Source organism: Kitasatospora sp. NPDC048296, assembly GCF_043201815.1.
In the GTDB taxonomy this organism is placed as follows: domain Bacteria; phylum Actinomycetota; class Actinomycetes; order Streptomycetales; family Streptomycetaceae; genus Kitasatospora.
In genome coordinates this window covers 27731-41183 of the sequence record NZ_JBICZB010000033.1, presented here as the reverse complement: position 1 = coordinate 41183, position 13453 = coordinate 27731, and the positions used below count along the sequence as shown (strand labels likewise).

Below are 13453 nucleotides of genomic sequence, written 5' to 3'. Positions count from 1 at the left end.
CTCCCTCACCCCAGCCGCGCCGCGCGCTGCCAGGCCGCGACCACGCGGACGGCGTCCGCCGTACCGGACACGTCGTGCACCCGTACCGCCCAGGCACCGGCCTGGGCCGACAGCACCGAGACCGCCGCGGTCGCGTCGTCCCGCTCGCGGGCCGGGCGCAGCTCCCCGGTTTCCGGGTCGGCGAGCAGCGTACCCAGGAACCGCTTGCGCGAAGCGGCGACGAGCACGGGACGGCCGAGCGCGGTGAGCGCGTCCAGTCGGCCGAGCAGCGCCCAGTTGTGCCCGGGGGTCTTGGCGAAGCCGAGCCCCGGGTCGAGGATCAGCTGGTCCTCCTTGACCCCGGCGGCCAGCAGGGCGTCCATCCGGTCGGTCAGCTCGGCGACCACGTCGGTGACCACGTCGTCGTAGACGGCCAGCTGGTCCATGTCGGCGGACTGCCCGCGCCAGTGCATCACCACGAAGGGCGCGCCGGTCTCGGCGACCACCCGGGCCATCGCCGGGTCGGCGAGCCCGCCGGAGACGTCGTTGACGATCGCGGCGCCGGCCTCCACGGCCCGCTCGGCGACCGAGGCCCGCATGGTGTCGACGGACACCACCATCCCGGCGGCGGCGAGTTCGCGCACCACCGGCAGCACCCGGCGCAGCTCCTCCTCCTCGGGCACCCGCTGCGAGCCGGGCCGGGTGGACTCGCCGCCGACGTCCACCAGGTCCGCGCCGCGGGCGCGCAGGGCCAGCCCGTGCGCGATCGCCTTGGCGGGGTCGAACCAGAGCCCGCCGTCCGAGAAGGAGTCGGGCGTGACGTTGACCACGCCCATCACCGCGCAGCGGTCGAGCCGCGGCAGTCCGGCCGGCAGGGAGAAGGACGGCGAATCGTTCATGCTGCCCATTATCGACCGGAGCATTATCGAACGGGGCCCCCGCCGAGCGTTCTCGGCAGGGGCCCCGGACGGTGTCGAGGAGCCTCAGGCGGCCTCGGTGGCCTCACGGGTCGACGGGACGGGCATCAGGCCCTCCCGCTGGCGCTTGCGGCCGAAGCGCGGCATGCCCAGGGTGATGAAGGCCTCCGCCTGCATCGCGGCGAAGCCGATCCGCGGCAGGTCCCGGGTGCTCGGGAAGACCAGGAAGCGCGGCTCCCACTCGGGCTGGAACTTGGCGTTGAACTTGTACAGCGACTCGATCTGGAACCAGCGGGACAGGAAGACCAGCAGTCCGCGCCAGGCGCGCAGCACCGGGCCGGCGCCGATCCGCTCGCCGCGGGCCAGCGCCGAGCGGAACATCGCGAAGTTGAGCGACACCCGGCGGATGCCCATGGCGCCCACGGCCTGCAGGGCGGCGACGATCAGCAGCTCGTTCAGGCCCGGGTCGGCGGCGCGGTCGCGGCGCATCAGCTCCAGCGAGATGCCGTCCGGCCCCCAGGGCACGAAGTGCAGCACGGCCTTCAGGTCGTCGCCGCTCTCGCCCTCCTCCGGGGCCTTGTGGGCGGTGACCACGACGCAGTCGTCGTCCAGCGGGTCGCCGAAGCGGCCCAGGGCCATCGAGAAGCCGCGCTCGGTGTCGGTCCCGCGCCAGCGGGCGGCGGCGTCGGCGATCCGGTACTTCTCGTCCGCGGCGAGCTCGGAGACCCGGCGCACCTTGCAGGAGTAGCCGTTGCGCTCGATCCGCTTGACCATCTGGCGCACGTTGCGCATGGCGCGGCCGGCCAGCGAGAAGGTCGAGGTGTCGACGATCGCCTCGTCGCCCAGCTCCAGCGCGTCCAGACCCGCCTCACGGGTCCAGACCTCGCCGCCGACCTCGCTGCAGCCCATCACGGCCGGCACCCAGGCGTGCTCGCGGGCCTCGGCCATGAACACCTTGATCGCGCCCGGCCAGGCCTCGACGTCGCCGACCGGGTCGCCGGAGGCCAGCATCACGCCGGAGACCACCCGGTAGGAGATCGCGGCCTTGCCGGTGGGCGAGAACAGCACGCTCTTGTCGCGGCGCAGCGCGAAGTAGCCGAGCGAGTCGCGCTCACCGTGCCGCTTGAGCAGCTCGCGGACCTTGTCCTCGTCCTCGGCGGTGAGCTCCGGCTTCGGCTTGCCGGGGCGCAGCGCCAGGTAGGCGGTGGTGAAGGCGGTCAGCAGGCCGAGCCCGCCGAGCAGGTAGGCCACCAGGTCGGACATCCGCTCGTTGGTGTAGCGGACCGGGCCCTCGAAGCCGAACAGTCCGTACCCGACGTGCTGCAGCCGCTCCACGATCGCCGGGTGCCCGACCTCGTACCGGGTGCGGGTGCTCACGATCAGCAGGCCGAGCAGCACGCTGAGGGTGCCCATCACGACCAGGTTGACCACCGCGCCCCAGCGGGTGCGCGGGTCGGCCTTGGCGTAGAACTCGCGCTGGTGCACCAGCATCACGGCGAGGACCACCAGCGAGACGACCGCCGGGCCGATCTGGTGCCAGCGGACGATGTGCAGCGCGGCGCTGACCGGCAGCAGCACGCAGACCGCGCGCCAGGCCCGCCGCTTGCGACGGCGCAGCGCGTGCGCCAGCGGCACCAGCAGGATGCCGACCATCAGCGTGCCGACCGCGGCCAGGCTGGTGGTGCCGCCCGGCAGCTGCCCGGCGAAGGTGTGCATCTTGGTGTGCCGGAGCTTGGGGAACACCGCGCTGGCGATGTCCAACAGCCCGATCAGCAGACAGGCGTAGCCGACCGCTCCCGGGAGCCAGGCCCTCGGGACGGCGGCCGCCTGGTTGCGCAGCGTCTGCAGACCACGCCGACGGGGCGGCGACGGCTGCTCGGGGCTCGGCTCAACGGACACGGGAACACTCATGGAAGCTCAGCGTAGAGGCTGCGGGGCGGTGTCCGGTCACTCCGGGGGAGCACGTGTGATGGACCTTCATGCCTATTCCTTCATCAGGCCATGCGCATACCAAGGATCCGGAAACGGTAGGTAAACCGGTACCGTGGGCGCGCTGCGGTTGAGCCGGGGGTGGGAGCCTAGGGCCCGCCGCCGCGAAGCGGGTCCGGGCCCTCCGGCACGCGTTACGTACCGGTGGACGCCGCATTCTAGGGCGCCGGTTGCCCCCGGTCTCCCCCCGCCCTCCCGGGCATCCGGTCGGCCTAGCAGCGGTGGCCCGGTCTGACGGACCGCCAGACGATGAAGCCTGCACCGACAGCGCCCCACCGGAAGGCCGACGGCATGGAACTGACCAGCGACGCACTGGTGAACTCGCTGCTCGCCCTCGGCGCCGCGACCCTCCTCACCACGCTGTGGATCTGGCCCCGGCTGGCCCGGCAGCGCCCGTTGCCGGTGCTCGGCCGGATCGGCCTGCTGACGGTCGTTCAGGTGTCGATCGTGGCAGTGCTGGCGCTGTCGGTGAACAACTCCTTCGGTTTCTACACCTCCTGGAACGACCTGCTCGACCCCGGCAGCGCCAAGCACGCGCTGACCAGCAACGAGAACCACAAGGGCGGCACCCCGGTCTCCGAGCAGCTGATCCAACCGACCGGCGAGGGCGGCCTGGAGACCATCGGCAACCTGCCCAAGGGCACACCCGAGGAGGTCGGCAGGATCGAGTCGGTCCGGGTCAGCGGCAAGGAGACCGGCTTCACCGACCAGATGTTCGTCTACCTGCCGCCCGCCTACTTCGACCCGAAGTTCGCCCTGGTCCGCTTCCCGGCCGTGGTGGCCATCGCCGGCTACCCGGGCACCACCCTGAACCTGATGAAGGAGCTGCCGCTGCTGCAGACCGCGATCGAGCTGCAGCACTCCGGCAAGATGCCGCCAGCCGTACTGGTGCTGGCCCGCCCGGCGGTCGTCCCGTCCCGGGACACCGAGTGCGTGGACGTCCCCGGCGGGCCCCGCACCGAGACCTGGTTCGTCAAGGACCTGCCCGAGGCGCTGCACAGCACCTACCGGCTCGGGCGCTCGGCCGGTTCCTGGGGCCTGATCGGCTACTCCACCGGCGGCAGCTGCGCGATGCGCCTGTCGATGCGCTTCCCGAACGTCTACGGCAACGCGGCCGGCCTGCACGGTGACGTCTCGGTGCGCCAGGACCAGTACACCGGCGGCGACCTCTTCAACGGCGACAAGACGCTGACGCAGCAGCACGACCTCGGCTGGCGGCTGCAGAACCTCCCGGCCCCGCCGCTCAACCTGCTGGTGGTCTCCACCCGCAAGGAGTCGGACTACCCGCTGACCGCCCAGTTCGTCGACCAGGCCACCCGGGTCGCCGCGGCCAATCCGCAGTTCAAGGTCGAGTCGCTCTTCCTGGAGGACGGCGGCCACAACTTCGACAGCTGGACCAGGGAGCTGCCCGCCTCGCTCGAATGGCTGGGCGCGCACCTGGGGTGACCGGCGTCGGCGCGTGTGAGTGACTACCCGCCGGTCGGCCCGGCCGGCCGGCGGCCCGGGGGAACGTATCGCGGCCGCCCGTCCGACTTCCCACGGGCACCGCCCCGGATCCGCGCAGGAGGCACCGTGCTGAGCACCCGCTCGCTCTTCAACGAGATCTACCGGAACGACCAGGCCTACCAGCTGTTCTGCAGCATCGCGGCCGGCGGCGAGGACCAGGGCGGCTGGGAGAACGAGCGGATCACCGCCCTCACCCGGGACCCGGCCCTCGCCCCGAAGGTCGCCCGGCACGGCGCGGACGAACGCAAGCACGGCCGGATCTTCACCCAGCTGCTGAACAAGCGCGGCCTGCCCAAGGTGCCCGTCCCGGACGAGGCCGACTACTGCATGCTGCTGGAGCGCCAGGGCGTCGGGCTCTCGCACGAGCGGCTGAACAGCGACGTCCCGCTGACCGACCGCGAGATCATCACCTACCTCGCGCACAGCCGGGTCACCGAACAGCGCGCCGCCGAGCAGATGCGCCGGCTGGTCAAGGTGTACGGGGACAATCCGGATCTCGGCCGGGCGATGCGGATGATCTCCGCCGACGAGGACAACCACCTCGCGTACTGCCACGAGGAGCTGCTGCGGCTGCGGGCCGAGGGCCACGGCCCGTACATCCGGCACACCCTGGAGACCAGCGCCCGCGGCGAGATCCGCACCCACCGGGACGTCGGGCTCGCGGTCACCGCCCGGATGGCGCGGATCCTGCGCTGGCCGCGCTGGCAGCTCGCGCTGGTCACCCTCGGGGTGCACGCGCTGTACCTGTACGACCGCGCCTTCGGCTGGCGCCGGATGGTCACCCTGCGGATGCCCGAGCGCCGCAACGCGCTGGGCACCCCGGCTCCGCCGCACGCGGAGCACGAGGTGCCCTGAGTCGTCCGTCTGCCGGCCGCTACCGGCCGATGATGAGGCTCATCGCCTCGGCCCGGGTGGCCGGGTCGCGCAGCTGGCCGCGCACGCAGGAGGTGATGGTCTTGGCGCCGGGCTTGCGGATGCCGCGCATCGACATGCACATGTGCTCGCACTCGACCACGACGATCGCCCCGCGCGGCTCCAGGATCCGCATCAGCGCGTCGGCAACCTGGCTGGTCAGCCGCTCCTGCACCTGCGGGCGGCGGGCGTAGACGTCGACCAGCCGGGCCAGCTTGGACAGGCCGGTGATCTTGCCGCTGGTGGACGGGATGTACCCGACGTGCGCCACCCCGCGGAACGGCACCAGGTGGTGCTCGCAGACCGAGGTCAGCTCGATGTCCTTGACCAGCACCATCTCGTCGTGGCCGAGGTCGAAGGTGGTGGTCAGGACCTCCTCCGGCTCCTGCCACAGGCCCGCGAATATCTCCTTGTAGGCCCGCGCCACCCGGGCCGGGGTCTCCAGCAGGCCCTCTCGGTCCGGGTCCTCCCCCACGGCGAGCAGCAGCTCGCGGATGGCGTTCTCGGCCCGCTTCTGGTCGAAGGTCCCGACGGCGGGCGGACCGTCGAGCGTCACCGGGTCGATCATGCGGGCCTCGCTTACTTGTGGGAAGACTCTGGCTGAACAGCACGGATGCCGCGCCTCCAGGGTACAAACCCTGGTGACGCGGCATCCATTCCGTACAGGTGCCCTGCTCAGCTCTCGGTCGGCGGCTCGGCGGCCGGCATCGGCGGGAGCTTCACGATGTCCACCGGAGCGGTGTCGACGGCGGCGGCGGCGCCGTTGGTGAGCGCCAGCTCCTTCGGCGACTGCACCGGCGGCCGGGTGGACGGCGTACGACGGGTGGAGCCCGTCCAGGCCGGCCGGGCCGGGCGCTTGACCACGGGGGCGAAGATCTCGGCGATCTGCTCCTTGTTCAGGGTCTCCTTCTCCAGGAGCTCCAGAACCAGGTTGTCGAGCACGTCGCGGTTCTCGACCAGGATCTCCCAGGCCTCGTTGTGCGCGCTCTCGATGAGCTTCTTGACCTCCTCGTCGACCAGCGCAGCGACCTCTTCCGAGTAGTCGCGCTGGTGACCCATCTCACGGCCCAGGAACGGCTCCGAGTTGTCGCTGCCGAACTTGATCGCACCCAGTCGCTCGGTCATGCCGTACTGGGTGACCATGGCCCGCGCGGTGGCGGTGGCCTTCTCGATGTCGTTCGAGGCACCGGTGGTCGGGTCGTGGAAGACCAGCTCCTCCGCCGCGCGCCCGCCCAGCATGTAGGCCAGCTGGTCGAGCATCTCGTTGCGGGTGGTGGAGTACTTGTCCTCGTCCGGGAGCACCATGGTGTAGCCGAGGGCCCGGCCGCGGGACAGGATGGTGATCTTGTGCACCGGGTCGCTGTACTGGCAGGCCGCCGCGACCAGGGCGTGACCGCCCTCGTGGTACGCGGTGATCTTCTTCTCCTTGTCGGACATGATCCGCGTGCGCTTCTGCGGACCGGCCACGACGCGGTCGATCGCCTCGTCCAGGATGCCGTTGTCGATCAGCTTCTTGTCCGAGCGGGCGGTCAGCAGCGCGGCCTCGTTGAGCACGTTCGAGAGGTCGGCGCCGGTGAAGCCGGGGGTGCGCTTGGCGACGGCCGACAGGTCGACGTCGGGCGCGATCGGCTTGCCCTTCTGGTGCACCTTGAGGATGTCCAGGCGGCCCTGGAGGTCGGGGCGCTCCACCGCGATCTGGCGGTCGAAGCGGCCCGGGCGCAGCAGCGCCGGGTCCAGGATGTCGGGGCGGTTGGTCGCGGCGATCAGGATCACGCCGCCCTTGACGTCGAAGCCGTCCATCTCGACCAGCAGCTGGTTGAGGGTCTGCTCGCGCTCGTCGTGGCCGCCGCCGAGGCCCGCGCCGCGGTGCCGGCCGACGGCGTCGATCTCGTCGACGAAGACGATCGCCGGGGCGTTCGCCTTGGCCTGCTCGAACAGGTCGCGGACCCGGCTGGCACCGACACCGACGAACATCTCGACGAAGTCCGAGCCGGAGATGGAGTAGAACGGCACCCCGGCCTCGCCCGCGACGGCACGCGCCAGCAGGGTCTTACCGGTACCGGGCGGGCCGTAGAGCAGCACGCCCTTGGGGATCTTGGCGCCGACGGCCTGGAACTTGGCCGGCTCCTGCAGGAACTCCTTGATCTCGTGGAGCTCCTCGACCGCCTCGTCGGCACCGGCGACGTCGGCGAAGGTGGTCTTCGGGGTGTCCTTGGTGAGCAGCTTGGCCTTGGACTTGCCGAACTGCATGACGCGGGAGCCGCCGCCCTGCATCTGGTTCATCAGGAACAGGAAGACCAGGACGATGATCACGATCGGCAGCATCGACAGCAGCAGGCTGACGAAGGTGCTCTGCTTCTCCGGGCTGACGGTGTAGCCCTCGGCGAGTGTGTTCGGGTCCTTGTCGTTGATCTGGGCCTGCAGCTTGTCGGCGATCGCGACACCCTGGTCGCCGATGTACGAGGCCTGGAACTTGCTGCCGGACGGGGCCTTGCCCGTGCCGGCGGGGGACAGCGTGGCGCCGTCCTTCAGCTGGATCTTGATCGTGTTCGAGTCACCGGTGGTGATCTGCGCGGACTTGACATTGTGCGCGTCGATCGCCGCGACGACCTGCCCGGTGTCCACCGTCTTGTAGCCGTTCGAGTCCGAAACGACCTGCATCAGTACGATGACGGCGAGGACGGCCAGCACGATCCACATGATCGGCGCACGGAAGTATCGCTTAACGTCCATCCATGCGGGGCGTTGCCGCCCCGTCCCTCCTGCCACTCAACGGCGCCGGGAGGCTGTGGGCCGCGGCGCATCCGGTCTGTGCTCATGTGAAGAGCGGTTTATTGGACCGTACCGCAGTCGGACCCGCCCGTGGCGGGAGCGCAGCGACACGGCTGTCGTTCTTTGTCCCCCCGGTCCTAACGGGCGGGAACAACCTACTGTTCCCGCCCGTCGCCCGAACGGGGCCTCAGCCGCCGTAGACGTGCGGGGCGAGGGTCCCGATGAAGGGGAGGTTACGCAGCTTCTCCGCGTAGTCCAGGCCGTAGCCGACCACGAACTCGTTCGGGATGTCGAAACCGACGTACTTCACGTCGATCTCGACCTTGGCGGCGTCCGGCTTGCGCAGCAGGGTGCAGACCTCCAGCGAGGCCGGGCCGCGCGAGCCCAGGTTGCCCAGCAGCCAGGACAGCGTCAGACCGGAGTCGATGATGTCCTCGACGATCAGGACGTCACGGCCAGCGATGTCGGTGTCCAGGTCCTTCAGGATGCGCACCACGCCCGAGGACTTGGTGCCCATGCCGTACGAGGAGACCGCCATCCAGTCCATGGTCACCTGCGAGTGCAGAACCCGGGCCAGGTCGGCCATGACCATCACGGCCCCCTTGAGGACGCCGACGATCAGCAGGTCCTTGCCTGCGTAGTCCCGGTCGATCCGCTCGGCCAGCTCCAGGAGCTTGGCGTCGATCTCGTCCTTGCTGATGAGCACCTTCGCGAGGTCAGCGCCCATGTCGTTCTGGTCCACCGGGGATACGTCCTCAAACGTTCGGGGTCTGTGTGGCCGGCGGCCGGCTCCCCCGGGACATGCCTCGCCCTCAGTCGCCCTGCCGCCGAAAGACCAGCGTGCCACACCTGCGGGTGGCCTCGACGCCCCCGGGTAGGTGCAGCGGCCCCTGACCCCGCCATCCGGTGACCAGCTGGTCCACCGCCTCCAGGTGCCGCGCGAACAGGTCCCCGGCCGGACAGCCCGCGCGGAGCGCAGCCCGGCGCAGCACCCGACGCCGTACGGCGGGCGGCAGTTCGGCCAGTTTCACGGCGTCCAGGGCGCCTTCGCCCGTACGGAGGTCGCGTTCGGCCAGAGCGGCCCACTGGTCGAGGGCGTCCGCGTCGTCGCGGAACAGCCGGGCGGTGCGGGCCAGCGCCTCCACCACTCCGCCGCCCAGGTGCTTCTCCAGCACCGGCAGCACCTCGTGGCGGACCCGGGAGCGGGTGTAGGCGGGATCACAGTTGTGCGGGTCGTCCCAGACCGGGATCGCCTGGGCGGAGCAGGCCTGTCGGGTGGCCGCGCGGTCCAGCTCCAGCAGCGGACGGCGGTAGCGGCCCTTCTGGGCCGGCATCCCGGCCAGCGAGCGGGCGCCCGAACCGCGGGCCAGGCCCAGCAGGACGGTCTCGGCCTGGTCGTCCCGGGTGTGACCGAGCAGCACGGCGATCGCGCCGAGCCGCTCGGCGGCCTCGTCCAGGGCGGCGTAGCGGGCGTCCCGGGCGGCGGCCTCGGGGCCGCCGGAGCGGCCGACCCGCACCGGGACCGCCTCGACCGGGTCCAGGCCCAGCGAGCTCAGCCGCTCGGCTACCTGGGCGGCACGGTCGTCGGAGCCCGGCTGCAGGCCGTGGTCGACGGTAACGGCGCCGACCCGCAGACCGATCTTGGGGGCCTCGAAGGCGGCGGCGATGGCCAGCGCCATCGAGTCCGCGCCGCCGCTGACCGCGACCAGGACCAGCGGCGAACCGGGGGCGGCCGGGGTGCGGGGCAGCCCGGAGGGGTGGCGGGCGGCGTTGCCGATCAGGGTGGTGCCGACGGCGGCACCGACCAGCGGCGCCCCGGCCGGGCGCTCGCGGGGCTCGCGCACGGGCGCGGTGAAGGTGGTACCGGCCTCGGCGGCGAGGTCGGTGAGCGTACGGCGAACGGCCAGGCGTATCGCGGCTACGGCGGGGTGAGGGCCCACGGCGGACGACTCCTCGGCGGAGGGGACAGGACTGCGGCGGGAGCGGCGGGGACCGCGCACCGACATGAGCGCCGCGTTACCGGGCGCTCACAGATGGTGGCAGAAAGGAGCGACCCGCTACGCCACCCGCGCCACCGGTACGACCACCGTCCCACGTACGGGTGAATGGAGAAACGTATCTTCACCCGCGATCTGCCCGATTGGACCACTCGTACGAGCGGGTTTGACCGCCACCGACCGGCGGCGGTCCCGGCTTGTCGGACTTCTCAGCCCCCCAGGTCCTCTCAGCCCTCCAGGCCCGCCCGGCCCTCAGCGCCCCCAGCGCTCCCAGCGCCCTCAGCGCGCGACCCGGGCGACCCAGGCGGCCGGGTCGTGGATCTCGTCCTTGGTCGGCAGGGTGTTCGGGGAGGTCCACACCCGGTTGAACCCCTCCATGCCGACCTGCTCCACCACCGCACGGACGAACACCGCACCGTCCTGGTACTGGCGCAGCTTGGCGTCCATGCCGAGCAGCCGGCGCAGCATCAGGTCGAGCCGGTTCGCCCCGCGGTCACGGCGCTGCTGGAACTTCTCCCTGATCTCCGCGACGGTCGGCACCACGGCCGGGCCGACGCCGTCCATCACCACGTCGGCGTGGCCCTCCAGCAGCGACATCACCGCCGTCAGCCGGCCCAGGATCTCCCGCTGCGCGGGCGACTGGACGATCTCCAGCAGGTTCGCCGAGGAGGAGCTCTCCCGGCCCTCCCGGCCGCCCGCCCCCGGCAGGCCGCCGCCCAGCGAACCCGCCGCGTCCCGCAGCCGGTCCAGCAGCGCGCCCGGGTCGACGTCCGTCTCGGCCAGGAAGGACTGCACCTCGGACTGGATGTGGTCGCGCAGCCACGGCACCGCGGTGAACTGCGTCCGGTGCGTCTCCTCGTGCAGACAGACCCAGAGCCGGAAGTCGGACGGGTCGACGTCCAGCTCGCGCTCGACGTGCACGATGTTCGGCGCCACCAGCAGCAGCCGGCCCGGACCGGGGCCCTCCGGGCCCAGCCGCGGCTTGTCGAACAGCGCCGCCGGACTGTCCGGTGTCTCCAGCGACGGCTCCGCCGGGGCGAAGGTCTCGTACTGGCCCAGCACCTTGGTGGCCAGGAACGCCAGCAGCGCCCCGACCTCGATCCCGGTGGCCTTCTCCCCCACCGCGCCGAACACGCCCGCCGCCGCGCTGTTCGCCCGGCGCGCCTGGAGCTTCTCCACCAGCGGCTGGACGACCGTCCGGAAACCCGCCACGTTCGCCCGCACCCACCCCGGGCGGTCCACCACCAGCACCGGGGTCGCGGCGGCCGCGGTCAGACTGCTCGACCGCATCCCGGTGAACGCCCGCACGTGCTCCTCGGCCTCCAGGGCGTGCCGGCGCAGCTCGGCGACCACCGCCGCCGCCTCCGCCCGGCTCACCTCCGGCCCCGGCCGCACCAGCCTGGTCGCGGTTGCGACCGCGAGATTCCAGTCGACCATGTCAGCCCCGCCACTCGCGCTCGTCATGCCCTCACCGTACGTGCTCCCCACCACCAACGGCAGCCACCCGACCCGAACATCCGCCCGGCCCGGCCGGGAGCCGCGACGACCGGACGGAGGCACCGGTTCACGGGCTCGGCCGGCGGGCGAATCCGCCCGCCCCGCAGCCACCCTGCCCGCCCCCACACCCGCCCGAACCCGGCCACCGGAGCCACCCGCGTCGGAGGTCGCCGCCGTCGAACCCGCAGCGGCGGCGGTGGCAGCCCCGCCCTCCCCCACCGCGGAGCGATCAGTGGCAGCCGCAGGCGGCGAGGTGGGCGGCGATGCGGTCCATGGCGGCGCGCGCGGTGTCGGCGGGGGCGGAGGTGCGGGTCATCACGGCGAAGGCGAGGAGGCGGCCGTCGGCGTCGACGACGGTGCCGGCCAGAGTGTTGACGTTGCTGAGGGTGCCGGTCTTGGCGCGGATCAGGCCGGCCGCGTCGGCGGCGCCGGAGCCGGAGCCGTAGCGCTTGTCGAGAGTGCCGGTGAATCCGGCGACCGGGAGGCCGGTGAGGACCGGGCGCAGGGTGGGGTGCTGCTCGGAGGCGGCCAGGGCCAGGAGCCGGACCAGTACGGCCGGCGGTATCGCGTTGCCGGAGTGCAGGCCGCTGCCGTCGTTGAGGACCACGCCGGCCATCGGCACCCCGAGCTTGGCGAGCTCCTGGGTGACGGCGGTCGCCGCACCCTCGAAGCTGCCCGGCTGGTGGACGGCCAGGGCGACCTGACGGGCGATCGCCTCGGCGAGCTGGTTGTCGGAGGTGGTCAGCGCGCGCTCGACCAGCCGGGCGATGGTCGGCGAGTCGACCTTGCCGAGGACTGGGGCGTCGGCGGCGGCCGGGGCGGCGGCCGGCTTGGCCCTGCCCTCGACGGTGACGCCCTGGGCGGCGAGCAGCTTGGCGAAGGCCTCGGCGGCCGCGCCGGCCGGGTCGGCAACCCGCTCCGGGGCCTCCTCCCGGCTCTTGGGGTCGACCTTGGCCTCATCCACCATCAGCGGGACGACCAGGGCGATGTTGTGGTTGTCGGGGTTCGTCCTGTGCGCCGGGTTGCCCGCGTACATGGACAGGTCGTAGTCCAGCTTGACCGTGGTGGTGCCGGCCGCTCTGAGCGCGGCGGCGGTCTGCCGGGCGAGCGCCTCCAGCGAGGCGGGGGCGGTGTCGGCGTTGGCGGGCTGGCCGCCGATCTGCACCTGGTCGACGGGCAGCGCGGTGAGCGTCGGGTCCCCGCCGCCGACCAGGGTGACGGTGCCCGGGTCCGCGCCGCGGACCACCCGGGTGGTGAGCCGGGCGTCACCGGGAATCAGCGACAGGGCCGCGACCGTGGTGGCCAGCTTGGTGGTGGAGGCGGGGGTGGCCGCGGTGTTCTCCCCGGAGCCGTACAGGAGCTGACCACCGGCGGCGTCCGCGACGGCGATCGTCACGGTGCCCAGGTTCTTGTCCGCGAGGGCGGGGGCGAGCGCCTGCTGCAGGCCCTGGGCGGTGGGGACGGCGGCCTCCGGGCCGTTCTCCGCGGTGGCCAGGACGGCGCCCGTCGCGGGCAGCGGGTGCGCGAGCGGCGAACCGCTGCCACCGGGCGTGGCGGCGGGCGGTTCGGCCCGACGGCTGGGGCCTGCGCTCGGACTCTCTCCCGTACGGGGCTTGCCCTTCCCGTGGTCGCCCTGCTTGCCGCCCTGGTCGCCCTGGCTGCCCTGGTCGCCCTGGTCGCCCTGGCTGTTGTCGTCCTCGCCCTGCCCGGCGCTGTGCCCGCCGGGGGTCGGGGACGGTTGCGCATACGCACCGCCCGCGGTCAGGACGGTTCCGGCGACCAACAAGGCCGCTCCGAACAGTCCCGCGGCCGTCCCCCTGCGGCGGCGCGCCGCCCCTCCCCCAGCTACCACCGACCGGCCCCTTTCCTGAGCACTCACTCCCG

The 13453-nt window shown here is 72.3% G+C and carries 10 protein-coding genes; 2 read left to right on the top strand and 8 right to left on the bottom strand.

Annotated elements, in window-relative coordinates; translation table 11 throughout:
• Positions 1–5: 5 nt before the first annotated feature.
• Together folP and ACGF12_RS20615 are read right to left on the bottom strand one after the other, a co-directional pair.
• A complete protein-coding gene (folP, locus tag ACGF12_RS20620; RefSeq protein WP_393031788.1) occupies positions 6–887 on the bottom strand; it encodes a dihydropteroate synthase in 882 nt (293 codons plus the stop codon).
• Between the two features lie 75 nt (positions 888–962).
• Positions 963–2807: a phosphatidylglycerol lysyltransferase domain-containing protein gene (locus ACGF12_RS20615; RefSeq protein WP_393031785.1), complete on the bottom strand. Its 1845-nt coding sequence runs from the start codon at positions 2805–2807 to the stop codon at positions 963–965.
• A gap of 369 nt (positions 2808–3176) precedes the next feature.
• Between ACGF12_RS20615 and ACGF12_RS20610 the strand changes: the two genes are divergently transcribed.
• Together ACGF12_RS20610 and ACGF12_RS20605 are read left to right on the top strand one after the other, a co-directional pair.
• Positions 3177–4331, top strand: a complete 1155-nt coding sequence (locus ACGF12_RS20610; RefSeq protein WP_393031782.1) for an alpha/beta hydrolase — start codon at positions 3177–3179, stop codon at positions 4329–4331.
• A gap of 126 nt (positions 4332–4457) precedes the next feature.
• Positions 4458–5246 (top strand): ferritin-like domain-containing protein, encoded by a 789-nt coding sequence (locus ACGF12_RS20605; protein WP_393031779.1) that lies wholly within the window; start codon positions 4458–4460, stop codon positions 5244–5246.
• A gap of 19 nt (positions 5247–5265) precedes the next feature.
• Here the strand turns inward: ACGF12_RS20605 and folE are convergent, their stop codons facing one another.
• The 6 genes from folE to dacB all read right to left on the bottom strand — a co-directional run bounded on the left by folE (position 5266) and on the right by dacB (position 13355).
• Positions 5266–5871, bottom strand: a complete 606-nt coding sequence (gene folE, locus ACGF12_RS20600; RefSeq protein ID WP_329883966.1) for a GTP cyclohydrolase I FolE — start codon at positions 5869–5871, stop codon at positions 5266–5268.
• A gap of 107 nt (positions 5872–5978) precedes the next feature.
• Positions 5979–8036, bottom strand: a complete 2058-nt coding sequence (gene ftsH, locus ACGF12_RS20595; RefSeq protein WP_393031775.1) for an ATP-dependent zinc metalloprotease FtsH — start codon at positions 8034–8036, stop codon at positions 5979–5981.
• 226 nt (positions 8037–8262) lie between these two features.
• Entirely contained in the window at positions 8263–8817 is a 555-nt protein-coding gene (gene hpt, locus ACGF12_RS20590; RefSeq protein WP_393031772.1) for a hypoxanthine phosphoribosyltransferase, read from the bottom strand.
• A 70-nt stretch (positions 8818–8887) separates the two neighbouring features.
• Entirely contained in the window at positions 8888–10015 is a 1128-nt protein-coding gene (tilS, locus tag ACGF12_RS20585) for a tRNA lysidine(34) synthetase TilS (RefSeq protein WP_393031769.1), read from the bottom strand.
• A 336-nt stretch (positions 10016–10351) separates the two neighbouring features.
• Positions 10352–11536, bottom strand: coding sequence for a zinc-dependent metalloprotease (locus ACGF12_RS20580; RefSeq protein WP_393031766.1), 1185 nt, complete (start codon positions 11534–11536; stop codon positions 10352–10354).
• Between the two features lie 262 nt (positions 11537–11798).
• On the bottom strand, positions 11799–13355 hold the full coding sequence (gene dacB, locus ACGF12_RS20575; RefSeq protein WP_393031763.1) for a D-alanyl-D-alanine carboxypeptidase/D-alanyl-D-alanine-endopeptidase: 1557 nt from the start codon (positions 13353–13355) through the stop codon (positions 11799–11801).
• Positions 13356–13453 lie beyond the last annotated feature (98 nt).

Coding starts and splice junctions, on each gene's coding strand:
- folP (WP_393031788.1), bottom strand. CDS start 887: ATGGGCAGCATGAACGATTCGCCGTCCTTCTCCCTGCCGGCCGGACTG.
- ACGF12_RS20615 (WP_393031785.1), bottom strand. CDS start 2,807: ATGAGTGTTCCCGTGTCCGTTGAGCCGAGCCCCGAGCAGCCGTCGCCG.
- ACGF12_RS20610 (WP_393031782.1), top strand. CDS start 3,177: ATGGAACTGACCAGCGACGCACTGGTGAACTCGCTGCTCGCCCTCGGC.
- folE (WP_329883966.1), bottom strand. CDS start 5,871: ATGATCGACCCGGTGACGCTCGACGGTCCGCCCGCCGTCGGGACCTTC.
- ftsH (WP_393031775.1), bottom strand. CDS start 8,036: ATGGACGTTAAGCGATACTTCCGTGCGCCGATCATGTGGATCGTGCTG.
- ACGF12_RS20580 (WP_393031766.1), bottom strand. CDS start 11,536: ATGACGAGCGCGAGTGGCGGGGCTGACATGGTCGACTGGAATCTCGCG.